We start from the raw sequence: 18,020 nt of genomic DNA, 5'->3' as shown, positions 1-18,020 counted from the left end.
AAAAACTTAAAATTTAATTTAAATTAACATTTAGCTATAAAAGTTTGGTTTTTCTCTTGCCCAAAATAAAAAGCCAGGTATAATTTGCGCCACTCGGAAGGGTGGCAGAGTGGTTTAATGCACCGGTCTTGAAAACCGGCGTAGGTGCGAGCCTACCCAGGGTTCAAATCCCTGCCCTTCCGCCATACATGAAAAAGGCGCTAGAGAAATCTAGCGCCTTTTTTGTTTCTTAAAAAATACATAGAAACCATTTTTTGCATACAGGGTCAAAATATAAGCTAGCCATACCCTTAAGCCAGATGAACGTCGATAACCGGCATCAACCGCTTGGCTTTACAGTCCGTAGTTTGTATTATCAAAAGCGAGTAACTAGCAATAAAGTTCATCAATGGAGACAACCATGCAAGAAGTCTATAGCACACAAACAAATCAATCGGTAAGCCAAATAGAGTCAAGCAAAGTATTGCGCAATACTTATATGCTACTGGGCATGACGCTGGCATTTAGTACTGTTGCTGCCGCCATATCAATGGCATCAGGAATTGGATATGGCGCAGGGCTTGTTATGAGCCTTATAGCAATGGCATTAATATGGTTTGTACTGCCGAGAACAGCAAACTCATCCACTGGTCTTCTTGTTGTTTTTGCCTTTACCGGACTCATTGGCGCAGGTTTAGGGCCAATCTTAAACAAATACCTCAGCATGACCAATGGCTCATCAATCATTATGCAGGCCCTTGGCGGCACAGCAGTTGTTTTTATAGGTCTCTCAGCCTACGTTTTGACCACACGCAAAAACTTTAATTTCCTGGGAGGGTTTGTTGCTGTTGGTGTAATGCTAATGCTGGCCGTTATGTTATTCCTGTTTGGAGCTTCGTTTTTTGGCTACCAATTTTCGGGGTTACACCTTGCCTTCTCTGCTGGTATTGTATTGCTCATGTCTGCACTTATCCTTTACCAAACCAGCGAAATCATCCATGGTGGAGAGACCAACTACATTATGGCGACCACCAGTTTATATTTATCAATAGTTAATCTGTTTACCAGCTTGCTGCATCTTCTCGGCGTATCCAGCAACGATTAAAAACACAAATTGCATTGCCATGGGCTCCTTTCTGGAGCCCTATTTTTTTGATCACACAGGTACATTATGATTTTCTCACTCGCCGTGTATGCAGCCCCCTACTCATCACAAGCGAGCCATACTGCCTACGAATTTGCATCCGCCTTACTTCGCCAGGGGCATACACTACATCGCGTTTTTTTCTATCACGATGGTGTACACACAGCATCATCCTTAGCCACACCTCCACAAGATGAATTTAACCTCTATCAAGCGTGGAGTAGCCTTGCAGCAAAATACGATTTGGTTATCTGCATAGCTGCAGCACTCAAACGAGGGATACTCAATAGCGAGGAAGCGGTGCGGTATGATAAACCTGCACACAATATTGCAGATGATTATTCTATTAGCGGTCTTGGGCAACTCATAGAAGCAGCGATAACCTCTGACCGCATTGTTACATTTGGGTAGCTACATGAATAAGAAACTACTGGTGATCAGCCGCCACGCACCCTATGGTAGCAGCCTGCCACGCGAGGCATTGGATGTTGCTCTTGCTGCAGCAGTCTATGATCAAGAGATAGGTATATTATTTATGGGTGATGGCGTGTTCCAGCTACTCAAAACACAGAACCCAAGCGATATATTACAAAAAAATCTCGCATCTACACTGTCAGCATTATCACTTTATGGGGTCGACAACATTTATGTACATAAGGAATCGCTAGCAGAACGCAACATAACAATAAATGAATTAATCCTGAGTGATGTTGCAATATTAACAAGCGAAGATGTAGAAAAACTACTAGACCAACAAGACCATCTACTGAGTTTTTAGCATGAGCACGCTGCACACTATTAACAAATCACCCTACTCGAATAGCTCTCTCGCATCCTGCATAAAGATATGCTCAAAAAGCGATGCCATTTTATTACTGGAGGACGGTGTATTTGGTGCTCTCATATCAGCACCGGAATCTGAACAACTACAACAACTAATACATGATGGAACACGCGTTTTTGCTATTAGTGCCGATGTTAAAGCTCGCGGACTTACTGACAAATTACTGTCTTCAATAGAACTTATTGACTACAACAGTTTTGTTCAATTAACAATTGAGCATCGCTGCGTTCAAAGCTGGTATTAAAATGCATTTGAGTATAGACGGGCACAATATAGCACTGGACAAAGATGGCTATCTTGTAAATTTAAATGAGTGGACACCTGAAGTTGCAACGCTACTAGCCGAGCAAGAGAGTATTGTATTAACACTTGAGCACTGGGAAATTATTAGCTTATTACAATCGTTTTACAGCGAATTTCAAATCTCCCCAGCAATGAGAGCACTCGTAAAATATACAGAAAAACAGCTTGGATCCGAAAAAGGTAAAAGTATTTATTTGCTCTCTCTCTTTCCGCCAAGCCCCGCCAAAATTGCCAGCAAAATTGCCGGACTGCCGCGCCCGACAAATTGCCTGTAACTACAATCCATTCCTATTGTCTTCAAAATAGTCTTTTGTCAGCTTAAAAACGACAGGACTAAGTAACAGCAAAGAAATTAAGTTTGGGATTGCCATTAATGCATTGAGTGTGTCCGCCAATAACCAGACAAAATCTAACTGAAACACTGCACCACCAAAAACCGCCAAAACCCACAAGACCCTGAACGGCAATATGGCTTTTTTACCCACCAAATACATCCAACACCGCTCACCGTAATAACTCCACCCCAATATTGTGGTGAGGGTAAATATAATTAAAGCCAGTGCCAATAAATAACTTCCAACACCCGGCAAAGCAAATTCAAATGCCGCCGAAGACAGACTTGCACCTCGCTCACCACTATCCCAAACACCAGTGCACACAATAACAAGCCCGGTCATGGTACAAATAACGATGGTATCGATAAAAGTGCCTATCATCCCAATCAATCCTGACCGCACGGGACTATTTGTTGTCGCCGCGGCTTGGGCTATACCGGCAGTACCCAAACCAGCCTCATTTGAAAAAATTCCCCTGGCAACGCCATATTGTATAGCCATCATAACGGCAGCACCTGCAAATCCACCTGTAGCAGCTACCGGCGTAAATGCGTGGGCAAAAATAAGGCCAAACGCAGCAGGTAATTGGGATGCGTATAAAACCAGCACCACAACCGACATTACAATATAGCCAATGCACATAAACGGCACCAACGATGACGCCACCTTGGCAATACGCTTAATTCCACCAAGAATGACCAATGCAACAATCGCTGTAGTAATCGCAGCAGTTATCCAATGCTCAACACCAAATGTTGTTTTTATAACTTCTGCCATACTATTGGACTGGACCATATTGCCGATCCCAAAGCCAGCCAACCCACCAAAAACAGCAAAGACAAATCCCAGCCAATGCCATGAGCGCCCCAAGCCATTCTTAATGGCATACATGGGACCACCACTGCACTCGCCATTTGCATCAACATCCCGGTAATGAACAGCAAGGACGATTTCCGAGTATTTTGTTGCCATCCCCACCAGTGCTGTACACCACATCCAGAAAAGAGCTCCCGGCCCACCCAAAAAAATCGCAGTAGCTACACCAGCGATATTTCCTGTACCTACGGTTGCTGACAAGCCAGTCATAAGCGCTTGAAATGGACTTACATGTCCTGATGATGCAGCCTCTTTAGCTCTACCTCGCCACATGAGGCGAAAACCTAATGCAATACGCAAAATGGGCATGCCTTTCAGCATTACCATCAGGAACATACCCGTCCCAAGAATGAGTACCAGCATCGGCACTCCCCAGACGAGATCATTCAGTTGCACAACAAGCTTATGGATAAACTCCATCACCAAAAACTCCGGAAAATAGGTATAAAAAAAGGGGCCTAAGCCCCTTTTTTCGATTCAGCAGTTACGCCGCTTCAATTGTTTTGATAGTGCCTTTTGGCAAAACAGCATGCACCGCAACCTTTTGGAACTTGAGCTCAACATTATTGCCAGTTTCAAGAACCACATAATTCTCATCAACCTTGGTGATTTTACCCAGCATTCCGCTAGTCATAATCACTTCATCACCCTTAGCTAACGCAGAAACCAAATTTTGGTGCTCTTTTTGACGTTTGCGCTGAGGACGGATAATGAGCAGGTACATAAACAAAAACATGCCGCCAAACATTAACAAGGTAATCATTGGATTGCCTTGTGGCGCAGAAGCAGCCTCAGTTTGGGCCATTGCAGATGCTATAAAGAAACTCATGAAACTAACCTCACAGAATAAAGAGCGCTAACTGTACCTGTTTTGAAACATACAGGCAATTAGCGCTCTTTAAATTGGAGACTATTAAAAGATAGAGACAACAATCACGCGTAGTCGCGGAAAAGCTTTCTAAATACACTCGGAGAAAGCCCTGTCCAGCGCTTGAAGGCATTGGTAAAACTTGTACGATCAGAAAAATCCAACGCCTTGGACACAGTATCGACGCTCATATGCTCACCAATCAGATACTTGATAGCGTAATGGAACCGCAAGGCATCTCTTATCTGAGCAAAATTAGCGTTCTGATTTTGCAGGCGACGCTGCAATGTACGCTTTGATAACTTCAGATCTTCTGCAATCCGATCTATAGACAAATCATCGCGCCCAACACGCTGCTTCAGGGCATCGATTACTCTTGCAGAAACCCCCTCGAATTTGGGGATCTCAGCAAGAGCCAGATATTCTTCGTAGGATCTTGCTTCAGAGCCAACAAAGGAGTTATCTGACGAGCTGTCATTATTTCGGTAAATTCGCTGTAATTGGATCATCCAGGCTTCTCCTTTGCCAATTAAGGGCAATTATAGAATTAAGGAGTGTTACTTAGTCTCAAACGAAACCAAGGTTCAAAAATCGTCCTTCTGTCAAGCAAGCCACACTCAGCATGGCTGATTATAGTCTATATCGAATCGCTGCAAAGAGAAATGCGTACACTTTTCACGCACAAATATTTTTCATATCACCTTTTAATATAAAAGGTTGTATCAAATGCCATTTTGGAGAATAGCAAGCACGTCCTGATCATGAGTTTTGGTATTTACCTTATCCATAATATGACGCAGACGGCCTTCTTTATCGATAATAAAACTGGTACGTAGAATCCCCATGGACTCCTTGCCCATAAACTTCTTAAGTGCCCATACACCATAAGTCTCTGCGATGGCATGATCTTCGTCGGCCAACAAATCAAAATTTAAATCATATTTATCTATAAATTTCTGTAGTTTTCCCGGCGAATCCGGGCTTACACCCAATACGACAGTATCCAGTTTTGCAAATTCACTTTGGGTATCGCGGATACCACAGGCCTGTACAGTACAACCGGGTGTTGACGCTTTAGGGTAAAAGTACAAGACAACATTTTTTTTACCCTTGAAATCTTTTAGCGACACTTTTTCACCGCGTTGATTTACAAGGGAAAATGCCGGTGCCAAATTGCCAATCTTAGGTAGACTCATAATAAAACGCTCTCAAACTAATTTAGGTAGGATGAATTTCACGTGATTACGTGATAGGACCGTAGCAGGATCAGATCAGGCATCCGGTTTTTTAAATACACCGAACAGTGCTTCTTTTTCATCAGCGGTAACATTTGTATTCGTATCGACAGGAGAAACAACTGGCCCTTTAACCAAATTTCTCCCCAGCTTTTTGGCTTGATATAACCAAGCATCAACGCGCTCAATAAAACCTTGAGGATTGTCAGTATGGGTCGATTTGAACTCATCCACGCCGACACTGGCGGTTAATGAGATCAAATCATTGCCCGTTTCCAAAGGGCTGCTGTCGATTGCAAAACGCAATCGCTCTGCCACATTGATAGCCTGATACAAATCGGTATTGGGCAATACGATAGCAAATTCTTCACCGCCAAAACGGCATGCAAAATCCAACTTGCGGATTGTCTGTGCAATCAATTGGGAAACATGAACCAGCGCCTGGTTACCAAGCTCATGCCCCCAGCGATCATTGAATTGTTTGAAGTTATCTATATCAAGGATAATGAGCGATAAAGGCTGAGCAGCACGGCGGGTTCGCTCCATCTCCAAGGGCAAAATATTGGAAAAAAAACGGAAGTTATACAAACCGGTGAGCGCATCTGTTTGAACCTGATGCCGAAGATCATTAACTTCACTACGAAGGTTTAGTAGTTCATCCATGAACTGGCACTTTGCCCCACAGGGGCAACATAAAGACGATGAATCTGGGGCTAGAGGTAAGGAATCCATACGCACTTTTTAGTTAATGACCACTGAAGGTATATATTCGTCAAAGTCTAGACGAATTCGCTTACCACAACCAGAAGCCTTTTTAAAAAAACCACTGCTGGATAGATCGCCGCAGAATTACGCACTTGACCTCAGTCACGATAAATTTTTAACAGATCTCCGTAATGGTCAATACGACGATCACGTAAATAAGGCCACATGCGTCGCACAGATTCGCTGCGCTTCAGGTCAATCTGCACAACAGCAAGCTCTTCCTGGTCTGTCGATGCCGACCACAAGAATTCGCCCTGCGGTCCGACAGCAAAACTACTGCCCCAAAAATCCAAACCACAACCACCCGCCGGATCGGATTCGTGGCCGACACGATTGACACTGATCACCGGTAAGCCGTTTGCAATTGCGTGTGCCCGCTGAACTGTTATCCAGGCTTCACGCTGACGGACTTTTTCTGCTGAATCTTCATCTGGCGTCCAGCCAATTGCGGTTGGATAAATCAACATATCCGCGCCAGCCATGGCCATCAATCGTGCCGCTTCGGGAAACCATTGATCCCAACAAACCAGGATACCCAAGCTTCCAACCGATGTTTGGATGGGATGGAATCCCAAATCGCCAGGAGTGAAATAAAATTTTTCGTAATAGCCCGGATCATCCGGGATATGCATTTTGCGATATTTTCCTGCGATGGTCCCGTCACGCTCTATGACAACGGCAGTATTATGGTGCAAACCAACACCGCGCTTTTCAAACAGTGAGGCGACGATAACAATATTTAATTCTCTGGCAAGAGTGCCCAAGGCTGTTGTGCTGGGTCCTGGAATTGTTTCGGCTTGATCAAAATGATCACTAATTTCCTGCTGACAAAAATATAAACCCCGGTGTAATTCCTGCAGCACAATTAACTCTGCGCCTTGTGCAGCAAGGGTGCGAATGTTGTGCAATGTTTTGGCAAAATTTGCAGCCAGATCTGCACTGCAGGTTTGCTGAATAATACCGACATGTAGATTTATTTTTAAACGCTCATTGTGCATTAGAGTGGCTCCAGAACACCTTCGGGAATTTGCATGGTAATGCAATGAAGACTACCGCCCTGCTCTATCAAGGCATTACAAGGAATGCCCAGAATTTCAAACCCGGGGAAGGCTTGGGAAATCACTTCCAACGCATCCTCATCCATAGGTAGCTCATAGATGGGCACCAGAACAGCTTCATTGATCACGAGGAAATTGGCATAGGTTGACGGCAATCGCTCATCGCTGTCGCGGCCTAACACTGGGCCAGACCAAGGTAAAGGCAATAAACGGTAGGGTTCACCATCGGCATTAGTAAAGGTTTTTAACTGCTCCTCCATTTTTTTTAATTCAGCATAATGCTCATCTTGTTCGTCATCGCAAGCGGTGTAAACAATAGTGTTGTTGGGGCATAACCGCGCCAAGGTATCTATGTGGCTATCGGTATCATCACCTGCAAGATACCCATGATCGAGCCAATTGATTTTTCGTACTCCGAATGCCGCTTTCAATCTTGTTTCAATATCGTCTTTGGTTAAGTTGGGATTGCGATTTTTATTGAGCAAACATGAAGAAGTGGTGAGCAACGTACCTTGGCCATCAGTCTCTATTGAACCGCCTTCAAGTACCCAATCCTGCGCTGCTATAGTTGCGTAAGGAAATGCGTTCAATGCAAATAATTGTTGCGACAATTGGTTGTCTTTTTGATGTGGAAATTTGCTGCCCCATCCATTGAATTGGAAATCAAGCAAGGTGAAGCCATTTTCCGTTTCGACTGTGAGCGGGCCATGATCGCGCGCCCAGGTGTCGTCGCTGTCACAAGGGTACAAATAAATATATTCCATGGGAGCCCCCATCGCTTCAAGGCGCCCGTAGACCTCATCAATCATGTCGGCAGGTAATGCAATAATTACATCAGCATAATCCACTATCACTGTGGCCAAGGCTTCGTATAACTCCGTGACATCCTCAAGAATCCAGTTCCAAGCGGTATTTTTATGAGGCCAGGTCAACAGGACGGCATCCTGTGGCTCCCATTCTGCGGGTAATCGTTGGGTAGACATAAAACACCTCATTACAAAAGAAAATGGCCAGATACTACCGGCCATTATAAACAAACCCGACAAGGCAATGAACGATTAGTGCTGCGGCGATATACGCTCTTGCGCGGGCAGCGTTATAACGCCATCGGTTGTACCGGCAGGCGCTGTTTTTTGTGCTGCTGGGGCAAGTTTACCTACCTGCACAATTGCCGAGATCGCCCGTTTTTCACTGGTGCCCTGACTGGCTACACTGATATTCAAACGAACATAGTGACGCCCCTCTTGCGCCACATAAAGCGTGATTGGAAGACGGTACTCCCCTTGCTCTACCAGCGAAAAATGAAATGTATTGGTGGTCGAGTCCACACTCATACCGTCACTGGAAGCGACGCTGATACTCATCTCACCCTCGTGGCGGGCTGATTGCAAAACAAGCTCAATCTGTTGCATACCTGTTGTCGGTAATACTATGGGCTGTGTGTTGGCAAGGCTAACACTGGCGCCAGGTTTCATGGTCATTTTTTGCGCAGGCAGCACTCGCTCTTGCGCATTGGCAACAACCGGCGACTGCGCTTCATGTGCCTCACTGCTGCCCAATTCGCCACTACCAGAATAGTGACCTGAATAACACGCTTGTAAGAGCGATGCGAGCAGGGTCGCTGCAGTGCAAATCAATAGCAGACGGTTTGTTTTTTTGAGCATGTAATCACCTAATTAAGTTGGAATGCACGCACGTCAAAACAGGCATAGGCATTCCCATTAAAATCATCTCTCACGGCCCTATCATCAACCAGTTCGAGCACATAAGCGCCAGCTAACAATGAATGGGTCAATGTTTCCGAACCTACCATTGCACTGGTTGCCTCTTGCAGGATTTCACCGCGAAAATACAAATACATATCAGGATCGGAATCACTGGAAGCTGTACCGGATTCAGTGGCTGTAATGCGGTAATTGCCAGCGGATACAACATTCAACAATAAGAATTGCGACACACCTAGTTTGTTGTAAGCACCTTGGTTATTGGTACTACAAACATTCACAGCAGTATTATTTAGCGGTAGCGTTTTGTAGATCGGCAGATGAGCCGCTGCACCACCGGAGTTGCTTTCATTTGCACCAAAACGATCAGTAATTGCGATATTTTGTCCAATCAGCAAACTATTAATCGTTGGCGTAACTGTTGGATCTGCAGCCCGCAACTGCTCGGCAAAAAGGTAGATCGATACAAATGCATCACTATTGATGTAATTGTCACGCCGGATGACAGTAAACACATCGGCGATATCACGAGCTGTTTTATTGGTATCGCTCACGTAAAAATTGTAGAAGATTGATTGTACCGATGCCTCTGAGTACCAACCACGCACAGTATTATCGATACGATTTACCGCAATTCTAAAGTCATCACTTTGCTGAACGCCACTGGTGTCACGATACACAGGATCATCGAGTAACATGGCTGAAAACGCATTGGAAAATCCTTCTGACATAGCAACACGCAAATCCAGTTTGTCATCGCCTTGATGACTCCCGCCAATAGTGTCGGAACGGGATAATGTCGCTTCAATGTAATGCCCCCATTCGTGCAGGATGACATGGCGATCATATTCATCTGTATCGTCATTTTCGCTACCTAAAATATAAATGGCATTCAGGTCACTGCTGTAAAAACTGGTAGCAATTTCACCCAACGCCAAATCACCATCGGCAGTATTATTGTTTTGACTCCAACGCAATTCGAGTGTGGGAAATTGTAAGGCATCATCCACAGCCAACAGGCGTTCAACACCGGTAAAGATAGAGTCAATAATCGCAAAAGGTGCGGCCACACGTGGCTGGCTATAGGCACTGCCGCCCCAACCGGATGATGCATGCAAGTCACGCGCAGCGGTTGCTTCATTCGCAGCCAACAAAGACCCAGCCATGGCATAAACACTATTGTTGCTGGTGTTATCCGTGACTTTAAAATCCCATTGCGCGCTGTTATCTGACTCGCTAAGCAGTTGTGCTTTAACACGAACCCGTACCAATTTATCGCGCGTCGCATTCAAGCTATAGGCACCGGTTTGACTGCTGATAGTGCTGGTTAACACCTGATTATTCGCATCCAGTAACTCAACCAATAACCCACGCCCCGGACGCGCCACTGTGGCGGTGTAATCCAACCCATCCTGCTCCGCGGCATGGGGCACAAAATCATAGGTAATATTGCCCGACAGGGTAATTATTGCTGGCAAGGAAGAGGAGCTGCTTGATGACGACGATAGCGTCGGTGTACTACTGGCCACAGGAGGAGTGCCACCCGAGGAGCCACCACCACAGGCACTTAACAATGCCGGGATGATTATCAGTGACAGGCAAAGAAGGTTGCTGACTGATCGCCTTACACTGCCCACAAGGTACCCAACCATCTGTTGCCTCACAAACCGTAACGTGAATGTTGATAGGATTAACAATAACTGTAGGCAAGTATAATCAAATTCAGTAATTAAGCGATTCAGAAACTGGTGTTACAATCGCCCCATCACGATAATACAGCCTTACAAATAACCACCCCATAGACTGAACCATAACCAGAGTTTGCGCCTATTATGTTGAATATTCTTATTTTTGCGGTGATTGTGACATCGATTGTGATTATCAGCTCACGCTATAAAAAAATGAGCACAGCTCAACAACGCAAAACACTGTGGCGTTTAGGCACAGGCATGTTCCTTGGTTTACTCGTGATTTTGGTGGTAACAGGGCGTATGCATTGGATAGGCGCCGCGATTGGAGCAATGTTGCCTTTTTTACGCATGGGCGCTGGTTTGCTTATGCAGGCATTACCCTTGTGGCTAAAACATAAAAAAGAGCAGACACAAGAAAAAACACCGCCTAATAACCAAAGCAGCGCCATGAACATTGGCGAAGCACTGGAAATTCTTGGCCTCGCAGGTGACATAGACAAAGGTGAAGTGACACAAGATATGGTGCAGGATGCGCACCGCAGGCTAATTCAGAAACTGCATCCCGACAGAGGGGGTAATGATTATCTGGCGGCTAAAATCAATCAGGCGCGCGATATTCTGATTAATAAACTCAGCGGCAACTAAGCGCAACAACACCTATGATAGTAATTGATTCTCCAACCAGCGACCTGCCGGTTCCGGTTTGCTATACAAATATCCTTGATGAGTGACCATCGCGCGCTCATTCAGGAAATCCGCTTGCGCCTGGGTTTCAACACCCTCTGCAACAACCCTTAGGCGCAGATGCTTTGCCACAGCCAAAATCGTTTCAACCAATGCTGCATCTTCTGTGTTGGCGGGCGCATCCTGTACAAACACCTTATCGATTTTTAATTCATGGATAGGGAGACGTTTTAAGTAGGACAACGAAGAATAACCGGTTCCAAAATCATCGATTGAAAAATGAATTCCCAGCGCTGTTAGTTCACTCATTTTTGCAATAGCATCACTGACGTTATCTACCAATAAGCCTTCAGTAATTTCCAAAGTGAGTTTTCCTGCATCAACGCCTGTTTTTGCAATAGTACTTTTTATCCAATTGACAAAATTACTGCGCCGAAAATGCCTTGGGCTAATGTTTACTGCTATACGCAGTGATCGCTCACACATTGCCGCACTCGCCAACAGTAGGCACACTTGCTCAAAGACCCATTTATCAATATCGGCGATTAAATCTGTATCTTCTGCCACAGGAATAAACATGGCAGGTGGCACCAACCCGCGTTCGGGTGTAACCAACGTACCAGCGCTTCAGCCCCCATCACCTTACCATTGGCATCAACCTGCGATTGCAAATACAACTGCAACTCACCCTGATCGATTCCTTTGCGCAACTCACGCTCAATTTGAAAATACTGCTCGGCAGCAATGCCCATTTCCGACTCAAAAAACAGCGCCTGATTACCGCCCTTATTTTTGGCTTTGTGTAGTGCATTATCCGCGCGCTTAATAACTTCATCTGCCGAGTCATCGCTCGCATCAGGAAACAGTGTCAACCCCATACTGACGGTGACGCGCACTTCATTGTCGTCAATCACAATAGGTATATTGAGCGCTTGCTGGACTTTGTTGGCAACAATTCTTGCCGTATGGCTGGCAGATTGCGGGTTGCTATTGAGGGAGTGCAGTAAAATAGCAAATTCATCGCCGCCTACCCGGGCCAGGGTATCGCCATCACGCATTACCGCTCGCAATCGCAGGGTAAGTGCTTTAAGCAGGTTGTCTCCACTACCTTGCCCACGGGCGTCGTTGATTTTTTTAAAGCGATCCACGTTCAACAAAATTAATCCGCTTTGCATTTTTTCACGTACAGATTGCGCAATAATTTGCGCAAGGCGATCGGTTAATAACACGCGGTTTGGCAGTTCTGTTAAACCATCAAAATAAGCCAGGTGATGAATGCGTTCCTCTGTACGTCGCTTTTCTTCCTGCACTTCTTGCTGCAAGCGTGAAGCTTCCAGCGCAACCTGCACTTGTGAGCGCACAAAAAAATACAGCATCACCGAAGTGAGAAATACAAAGATCCACCCTTTAATTGTGCTGACAAAGGTAATGGTTGCGGGATCGGTGAACAGAAAGTAAAGCAATTGATCGGACAGCAATATGTAAAGCCCGGAGAAAGCAGCGTAAACAACCGCGAGCTTCAGCGCGATAAAGGCAGAGGTTTTAACAGAAGCCGGCAGGGACTCCTTTATCAGCGAAGACGATTCACTCAAACATCTCTCTCCTGCTTAATCGTTAATGCATCTTGCAAGTACATGAATGTAACGACCCAATGAGCGATAAGGCTCTTGTCGGGAAAAATGAAGCTCCATCTGCAGTAACTGTTCAGGTTCCCGCGCGCGATGTTCCTCATTGAAAATATAATCGTGAAATACCCTTATACCACTTTGCTCAAGGACTACCAGTGGCAAAGCGTCAATCCATTCCATCACCGTTTGTGGATTCAAGGGGTTAATGGGGGTCAAACTGCCTTTGGAACCGCCAAAATCCTGATTGATTATTTTTTTAAAGTTGGTACGCAGTAAGTTTTTATAGATCAAAGAATGCAGGTTGTAAAAGGTGAGCGATAAATAACCGGCCGGTTTCAGGTGATGCAACAAGTGAGGTAAGAGTGTGAACGGCTCTTGCATCCACTCCATAACCGCATGGCAAATCACCACATCGAACTGCTGTTCATGGGGCGCTAGTTGCGCTGGTAAATCCTGAATAGCGCAGTGAATTAACTGTACATTGGCTTGTACACCGGCTGCAGCGACTTGCTCTTCGGCGAGTTTGAGCATCTCGGCTGAAATATCGCAAATTACTACCTGATGCCCTGCCCGCGCCATCTGCAAGGAGAATTGCCCTTGGCCGCCACCGGCATCCAACACGCGCCAAGGGCGAACTTCTGCACCAAAAGGAACAACAGGGATATGGTCGGTAAAATCCCGTTCCAATACGGCCAAGCGAATATCGCCTTTTAAACCGCCGTAAATATTCTTTTTAAAGCGCTTGGCAAGATCGTCAAAATTGCGATCCTGACTGCTGGATTCTTTTACCATATACTTTCCGTTCACTCATCACACGATTGGTGTTGAAACGCTTGCACGACATAACACCCACAAATAACTGGTTGGTCTACATGATTCTCACCAGTGACGACCAAGTTTACACCGGAATTACCACGGATATGCGCCGCCGCTGGCAGGCCCATGAATCTGGCCGTGCCGGTGCGCGTTATTTTCGTGGACGCAAGCCCGTGCAACTGTGTTTTTTGGAGGAAGGTCACAACCGTTCAACGGCGAGCCAGCGTGAATATGCATTGAAAGCCCTCAGCGCCAAAGCGAAGCGCGCACTGATATACCAGCATCAGGTCACCGTGTTACAACTGATGGACAAGTACGACCTGCAACACCTTGCTACACCAGATCGCAACATACTAAAACAAAGCACATCCAACACGAGCACCGTCAGCGATGAGTAGCGAGTCATTCAAGCGAACAACCTGTGATCGCTGCTTGCGCCCGGCGCGCACTTGTTTTTGCGCATTTATTCATCAGGTTCACAATCGTGTGGAGCTTGTGATTTTGCAGCACCCGGATGAAGCCACAAACGCAAAAAATACGGCAGCCCTGTTACACCTGAGTGTAAAAAACAGCCAGCTTTACAAGGCGGAACAGTTTGATAGCGCAGAATTGCACGCTGCTATTTACGCCGGTCAACGCCAGCCATTGCTGCTCTACCCTGCACTGGCAGACTATCATTCACTGGGCATTCAACCGCCGCCAGCCACACCAAACCTGACGAGCATTGCCGCCGAACAGTTGCGCTTGATTGTGATTGATGCGACCTGGCGCAAAAGCCGGAAAATGCTTTATCTGAACCCGATTTTGCAACAACTCCCACTCTTAAGCCTGAACGATACACCAACATCGATTTACACCATTCGCAAGGCACATAGCGAAAATCAGCTTTCCACACTGGAGGCAAGTTGTTACGCTCTGCAGCAACTTGAACAGCGCCGAGTCGACTATCAACCCGTATTACAGGCGATGGCCGATTTTGTTACGCAACTGGCCGCATTTATTCCCAAACCTGACGAACAAACACGGCGCCTATCGCCAGATTTGTAGTGTCGTTATTCAGGTTATTGAACCCTATTATTGACCCAGAGAATGCCAAACCTATGAGTTATCCAACGTTTGAATTATTGCGCAGCCACAGTATCGACGCATTGAAGATTCGTGTTGAGGAATATCGCCATAAAGTGACCGGCGCCCAACACATCCATTTAGCGGCCGACAATAATGAAAATGTTTTTCTGGTAGCCTTGCGCACAGTGCCGCATGACTCTACAGGTGTGGCGCATATTCTGGAGCACACCGCGCTCTGCGGCAGCCAAAAATACCCGGTGCGCGATCCGTTTTTTATGATGGTACGCCGTTCGCTTAATACCTTTATGAATGCCTTTACCAGCTCGGATTGGACGGCCTACCCCTTCGCCAGCCAGAACCAAAAAGATTTTAATAATTTGCTGGATGTGTATTTGGATGCGGTGTTTTTTTCGCGTCTGGATGAACTGGATTTTGCACAGGAAGGCCACCGCGTGGAATTTGCTGAAACAGATAATCCCGCATCCGATTTAGTCTTCAAAGGCGTAGTATTTAATGAAATGAAAGGGGCGATGAGTTCGGTATCGTCCCAACTCTGGCATACCCTGTGTAAGTACCTTTACCCCACAACGACTTATCACTACAACAGTGGTGGCGAACCGGAAGATATTCCCAGCCTCACCTATCAGCAGTTGAAAGATTTTTATCGCACCCACTATCACCCCAGCAACGCCATTTTTATGACCTATGGCGACATTCCTGCGGCTGTTCATCAAGAGAAATTTGAAACCCGTGCGCTCAGCCAATTTGAGCCATTGGATGAAGTGATTGCAGTGGGCGATGAGAAACGCTACCACGCACCTATTGCGGTAGAAGAAGCCTATCCGATTGATGAGAGTGATGCCGATAACCTGGATGAAAAACACCATGTCGTTATTGCTTGGTTATTAGGCAAAACGACTGATCTGGATGAATCGCTGGAGGCGCAATTGGTATCCAATATTTTATTGGATAACAGCGCATCGCCACTGCAGCAAGCACTGGAAACCACAGACCTGGGGCAAGCGCCATCCCCCTTATGTGGGCTGGACGACTCATCGCGCGAAATGGCGTTTGTGTGCGGACTGGAAGGCTGTACGCTGGAAAATGCCCCCCATGTAGAGGCGATGATCCTCGACACTATGCGCAAAGTGGCCGATGCGGGTATTCCGCAAGAGCAGATCGAAGCGTCCCTGCACCAACTGGAGTTATCGCAGCGCGAAGTGGGTGGCGACGGTTATCCCTATGGCCTGCAACTGATCCTGACTGGTTTAACCTCTGCGACCCATCGCGGCGACCCTATCGCCCTGCTGGATGTGGATGCCGCCTTGGACAATTTGCGTCGCAAAACCCAGGACCCGGCGTTTATCCAGACTGCCGTGCGCAAATGGCTGTTGGATAACCCGCACCGTGTACGCCTGACCTTGCGCCCGGATGCCCAAATGGGCGAGCGCATCAAAGCCGCTGAAATTGCGCGTCTCGCCGCGATGAAAGCCAACCTGAGCGAGGAGCAAAAACAGGAAATTATCGCCCGGGCCCATGCCCTGCAGGAGCGCCAACAGCAGCAGGACGATGAGAGCATACTGCCAAAGGTTGACCTGACTGATATTCCCGCCAACCTGCATTACACACCGGGCACCCATGAGCTACTGCATCACTACCCGCTGCGCCGCTACAGCGCGGGAACTAATGGGCTGGTATACCAACAAATTACCTGTAAGTTACCCGCGCTGTCTGAAGCGCAACTCAAGGTATTGCCTTATTACTGCATTTGCTTAACCGAATTGGGCGCGGGCGATAAAGATTACCTGGCCACCCAGCGCTGGCAAGCCGAAGTGGTAGGCTCCATTCATGCCTTTAGCAGCATTCGTGGCGCCAGTGGTGATGTACAGGCAATTGACGCCTACCTGACCCTCTCCGCCAAGGCCTTGAGCCGCAACAGTGCCGCGCTCAATGCGTTGATGCAAACCACCTTGCTGGAAGTCCGTTTTGACGAGCACAGCCGTATTCGCGAGCTTATTGCCCAAAACCGCGCCCGCCGCGAGCAGAGCATTACCGGCAATGGCCATAGCCTCGCCATGACTGCCGCTTGTGCAGGCATGAGTCCGGCAGCCAAAGTGTCACACCTGCTAGGCGGACTGGAAGGCATTGCGGCGGTCAAAGCATTGGATAACTCACTGGACGATGCGCAGCAACTTGCCGATTTTGCCGCGCTGCTGCAATCCATCCACGCCTTGGTGCTGCACGCCCCTAAACAATTCCTGATTGTGGGCGAGCAGGAACATCTGGATAACTACCGCGATAACTTGCAAGCGCGTTGGCCTGCGGAAAGCATCGTCAGCAAGTTCAAACACTTCAGTTTGCCGCCCGTGCAAGAAACCGTGCGCGAGGCGTGGATTACCAACACTCAGGTAAACTTCTGCGCCAAAGCCTACCCCAGTGTGCCCAGTGATCACCCGGATGCAGCGGCACTCACGGTGTTGGGCGGTTTTTTACGCAACGGCTTTTTGCATCGCACCATTCGCGAACAAGGCGGAGCCTACGGCGGTGGCGCCAGCCAGGACAGTAATAGCGCGGCGTTCCGCTTCTATTCTTATCGCGACCCACGGCTGACCGAAACCCTGGCGGATTTCGATGCGTCCTTGCAATGGTTACAAACCACGGATCACCCTTGGCAATCCGTGGAAGAGGCCATCCTCGGGGTTATCGGCAGTATCGATAAACCCGGCTCGCCTGCTGGTGAAGCCAAATCCACCTATCAAGCCGAGTTGTTTGGCCGCACCCGCGAAAAGCGCGAGCAGTTCCGCAACCGTGTTCTGGCTGTCACCGCCAATGACCTCAAGCGTGTTGCAGCTACCTATTTGCGGCCGGAAAAAGCCAGCATTGCCGTAGTAACCCATGCAGGGCAAAAAGAACTGGTGGAGCAGCTGGGATTAAGCCTCAAAACCTGCTGAGATGACCCGGTCTGTACGGCCAGTAAACAAGTGTGCCGGGGCGCATAGTTT

Annotated in this window: 21 protein-coding genes and 1 tRNA gene; 10 read left to right on the top strand and 12 right to left on the bottom strand. The window is 47.1% G+C overall.

What is annotated here, in order from left to right; all coding sequences use genetic code 11:
• Positions 1 to 95: 95 nt before the first annotated feature.
• From B0D95_RS03880 to B0D95_RS03855, 6 genes are all read left to right on the top strand, one after another.
• Positions 96 to 185 (top strand) — tRNA-Ser (locus B0D95_RS03880).
• A gap of 215 nt (positions 186 to 400) precedes the next feature.
• A complete protein-coding gene (locus B0D95_RS03875; RefSeq protein WP_078042672.1) occupies positions 401 to 1,084 on the top strand; it encodes a Bax inhibitor-1/YccA family protein in 684 nt (227 codons plus the stop codon).
• Between the two features lie 66 nt (positions 1,085 to 1,150).
• Positions 1,151 to 1,534, top strand: a complete 384-nt coding sequence (tusD, locus tag B0D95_RS03870; protein WP_078042671.1) for a sulfurtransferase complex subunit TusD — start codon at positions 1,151 to 1,153, stop codon at positions 1,532 to 1,534.
• A 4-nt stretch (positions 1,535 to 1,538) separates the two neighbouring features.
• Positions 1,539 to 1,901, top strand: coding sequence for a sulfurtransferase complex subunit TusC (gene tusC / locus B0D95_RS03865; protein WP_246841717.1), 363 nt, complete (start codon positions 1,539 to 1,541; stop codon positions 1,899 to 1,901).
• Between the two features lies 1 nt (position 1,902).
• On the top strand, positions 1,903 to 2,211 hold the full coding sequence (gene tusB, locus B0D95_RS03860; protein WP_078042669.1) for a sulfurtransferase complex subunit TusB: 309 nt from the start codon (positions 1,903 to 1,905) through the stop codon (positions 2,209 to 2,211).
• 1 nt (position 2,212) lies between these two features.
• Positions 2,213 to 2,545 (top strand): TusE/DsrC/DsvC family sulfur relay protein, encoded by a 333-nt coding sequence (locus B0D95_RS03855; protein ID WP_078042668.1) that lies wholly within the window; start codon positions 2,213 to 2,215, stop codon positions 2,543 to 2,545.
• Here B0D95_RS03855 and B0D95_RS03850 read toward each other — a convergent pair whose 3' ends face one another.
• From B0D95_RS03850 to B0D95_RS03810, 9 genes are all read right to left on the bottom strand, one after another.
• Complete coding sequence (locus tag B0D95_RS03850; protein WP_078042667.1) at positions 2,546 to 3,901, bottom strand: sodium:alanine symporter family protein; 1,356 nt, start codon at positions 3,899 to 3,901, stop codon at positions 2,546 to 2,548.
• Between the two features lie 64 nt (positions 3,902 to 3,965).
• On the bottom strand, positions 3,966 to 4,310 hold the full coding sequence (gene yajC, locus B0D95_RS03845; protein WP_078042666.1) for a preprotein translocase subunit YajC: 345 nt from the start codon (positions 4,308 to 4,310) through the stop codon (positions 3,966 to 3,968).
• A 104-nt stretch (positions 4,311 to 4,414) separates the two neighbouring features.
• Positions 4,415 to 4,858, bottom strand: a complete 444-nt coding sequence (locus B0D95_RS03840) for an AraC family transcriptional regulator (RefSeq protein ID WP_078042665.1) — start codon at positions 4,856 to 4,858, stop codon at positions 4,415 to 4,417.
• Between the two features lie 213 nt (positions 4,859 to 5,071).
• A complete protein-coding gene (gene bcp, locus B0D95_RS03835; RefSeq protein ID WP_078042664.1) occupies positions 5,072 to 5,545 on the bottom strand; it encodes a thioredoxin-dependent thiol peroxidase in 474 nt (157 codons plus the stop codon).
• 75 nt (positions 5,546 to 5,620) lie between these two features.
• A complete protein-coding gene (locus tag B0D95_RS03830) occupies positions 5,621 to 6,247 on the bottom strand; it encodes a GGDEF domain-containing protein (protein ID WP_168172394.1) in 627 nt (208 codons plus the stop codon).
• 200 nt (positions 6,248 to 6,447) lie between these two features.
• Positions 6,448 to 7,347, bottom strand: a complete 900-nt coding sequence (locus B0D95_RS03825) for a carbon-nitrogen hydrolase (protein WP_078042662.1) — start codon at positions 7,345 to 7,347, stop codon at positions 6,448 to 6,450.
• Entirely contained in the window at positions 7,347 to 8,390 is a 1,044-nt protein-coding gene (locus tag B0D95_RS03820) for an agmatine deiminase family protein (protein WP_078042661.1), read from the bottom strand. Before B0D95_RS03820 ends, B0D95_RS03825 begins: the two co-directional genes overlap by 1 nt.
• A 75-nt stretch (positions 8,391 to 8,465) precedes the next feature.
• Positions 8,466 to 9,071 (bottom strand): hypothetical protein, encoded by a 606-nt coding sequence (locus B0D95_RS03815; protein WP_078042660.1) that lies wholly within the window; start codon positions 9,069 to 9,071, stop codon positions 8,466 to 8,468.
• An 8-nt stretch (positions 9,072 to 9,079) separates the two neighbouring features.
• Positions 9,080 to 10,660, bottom strand: coding sequence for a hypothetical protein (locus tag B0D95_RS03810; RefSeq protein WP_149867859.1), 1,581 nt, complete (start codon positions 10,658 to 10,660; stop codon positions 9,080 to 9,082).
• Between the two features lie 303 nt (positions 10,661 to 10,963).
• On the opposite strand from B0D95_RS03810, the gene B0D95_RS03805 reads away from it, so the two are divergent.
• On the top strand, positions 10,964 to 11,467 hold the full coding sequence (locus B0D95_RS03805; RefSeq protein ID WP_078042658.1) for a molecular chaperone DnaJ: 504 nt from the start codon (positions 10,964 to 10,966) through the stop codon (positions 11,465 to 11,467).
• A 12-nt stretch (positions 11,468 to 11,479) separates the two neighbouring features.
• Here the strand turns inward: B0D95_RS03805 and B0D95_RS03800 are convergent, their stop codons facing one another.
• Genes B0D95_RS03800 through B0D95_RS03790 form a run of 3 tightly spaced genes read right to left on the bottom strand, consistent with a single transcriptional unit; the run spans position 11,480 to position 13,926 of the window.
• Entirely contained in the window at positions 11,480 to 12,085 is a 606-nt protein-coding gene (locus B0D95_RS03800; protein WP_078042657.1) for an EAL domain-containing protein, read from the bottom strand.
• On the bottom strand, positions 12,052 to 13,098 hold the full coding sequence (locus B0D95_RS03795) for a GGDEF domain-containing protein (protein WP_078042656.1): 1,047 nt from the start codon (positions 13,096 to 13,098) through the stop codon (positions 12,052 to 12,054). The genes B0D95_RS03800 and B0D95_RS03795 overlap by 34 nt, the downstream gene beginning before the upstream one ends.
• A 15-nt stretch (positions 13,099 to 13,113) precedes the next feature.
• Complete coding sequence (locus B0D95_RS03790; protein ID WP_078042655.1) at positions 13,114 to 13,926, bottom strand: methyltransferase domain-containing protein; 813 nt, start codon at positions 13,924 to 13,926, stop codon at positions 13,114 to 13,116.
• A gap of 80 nt (positions 13,927 to 14,006) precedes the next feature.
• Between B0D95_RS03790 and B0D95_RS03785 the strand changes: the two genes are divergently transcribed.
• From B0D95_RS03785 to B0D95_RS03775, 3 genes are read left to right on the top strand one after another with little or no spacing between them, the layout of a single operon-like run.
• Positions 14,007 to 14,348: a GIY-YIG nuclease family protein gene (locus B0D95_RS03785; RefSeq protein WP_078042654.1), complete on the top strand. Its 342-nt coding sequence runs from the start codon at positions 14,007 to 14,009 to the stop codon at positions 14,346 to 14,348.
• The gene (locus tag B0D95_RS03780; RefSeq protein ID WP_078042653.1) at positions 14,341 to 14,997 is read left to right on the top strand and encodes a tRNA-uridine aminocarboxypropyltransferase; all 657 of its coding nucleotides are present in this window, start codon (positions 14,341 to 14,343) and stop codon (positions 14,995 to 14,997) included. Before B0D95_RS03785 ends, B0D95_RS03780 begins: the two co-directional genes overlap by 8 nt.
• 53 nt (positions 14,998 to 15,050) lie before the next feature.
• Positions 15,051 to 17,969, top strand: a complete 2,919-nt coding sequence (locus tag B0D95_RS03775) for an insulinase family protein (protein ID WP_078045607.1) — start codon at positions 15,051 to 15,053, stop codon at positions 17,967 to 17,969.
• The last annotated feature ends 51 nt before the right edge of the window (positions 17,970 to 18,020 follow it).

It is taken from the genome of Cellvibrio sp. PSBB023 (assembly GCF_002007605.1).
Lineage (GTDB): Bacteria > Pseudomonadota > Gammaproteobacteria > Pseudomonadales > Cellvibrionaceae > Cellvibrio.
Note: the sequence above shows the minus strand (reverse complement) of the source record. Positions and strands in the feature narration are given on the sequence as shown.

Coding starts and splice junctions, on each gene's coding strand:
- B0D95_RS03825 (WP_078042662.1), bottom strand. CDS start 7,347: ATGCACAATGAGCGTTTAAAAATAAATCTACATGTCGGTATTATTCAG.
- bcp (WP_078042664.1), bottom strand. CDS start 5,545: ATGAGTCTACCTAAGATTGGCAATTTGGCACCGGCATTTTCCCTTGTA.
- B0D95_RS03840 (WP_078042665.1), bottom strand. CDS start 4,858: ATGATCCAATTACAGCGAATTTACCGAAATAATGACAGCTCGTCAGAT.
- B0D95_RS03805 (WP_078042658.1), top strand. CDS start 10,964: ATGTTGAATATTCTTATTTTTGCGGTGATTGTGACATCGATTGTGATT.
- tusB (WP_078042669.1), top strand. CDS start 1,903: ATGAGCACGCTGCACACTATTAACAAATCACCCTACTCGAATAGCTCT.
- B0D95_RS03790 (WP_078042655.1), bottom strand. CDS start 13,926: ATGGTAAAAGAATCCAGCAGTCAGGATCGCAATTTTGACGATCTTGCC.
- tusD (WP_078042671.1), top strand. CDS start 1,151: ATGATTTTCTCACTCGCCGTGTATGCAGCCCCCTACTCATCACAAGCG.
- tusC (WP_246841717.1), top strand. CDS start 1,539: ATGAATAAGAAACTACTGGTGATCAGCCGCCACGCACCCTATGGTAGC.
- B0D95_RS03850 (WP_078042667.1), bottom strand. CDS start 3,901: ATGGAGTTTATCCATAAGCTTGTTGTGCAACTGAATGATCTCGTCTGG.
- B0D95_RS03775 (WP_078045607.1), top strand. CDS start 15,051: ATGAGTTATCCAACGTTTGAATTATTGCGCAGCCACAGTATCGACGCA.
- B0D95_RS03855 (WP_078042668.1), top strand. CDS start 2,213: ATGCATTTGAGTATAGACGGGCACAATATAGCACTGGACAAAGATGGC.
- B0D95_RS03780 (WP_078042653.1), top strand. CDS start 14,341: ATGAGTAGCGAGTCATTCAAGCGAACAACCTGTGATCGCTGCTTGCGC.
- B0D95_RS03830 (WP_168172394.1), bottom strand. CDS start 6,247: ATGGATGAACTACTAAACCTTCGTAGTGAAGTTAATGATCTTCGGCAT.
- B0D95_RS03815 (WP_078042660.1), bottom strand. CDS start 9,071: ATGCTCAAAAAAACAAACCGTCTGCTATTGATTTGCACTGCAGCGACC.
- B0D95_RS03875 (WP_078042672.1), top strand. CDS start 401: ATGCAAGAAGTCTATAGCACACAAACAAATCAATCGGTAAGCCAAATA.
- yajC (WP_078042666.1), bottom strand. CDS start 4,310: ATGAGTTTCTTTATAGCATCTGCAATGGCCCAAACTGAGGCTGCTTCT.
- B0D95_RS03785 (WP_078042654.1), top strand. CDS start 14,007: ATGATTCTCACCAGTGACGACCAAGTTTACACCGGAATTACCACGGAT.
- B0D95_RS03800 (WP_078042657.1), bottom strand. CDS start 12,085: ATGTTTATTCCTGTGGCAGAAGATACAGATTTAATCGCCGATATTGAT.
- B0D95_RS03820 (WP_078042661.1), bottom strand. CDS start 8,390: ATGTCTACCCAACGATTACCCGCAGAATGGGAGCCACAGGATGCCGTC.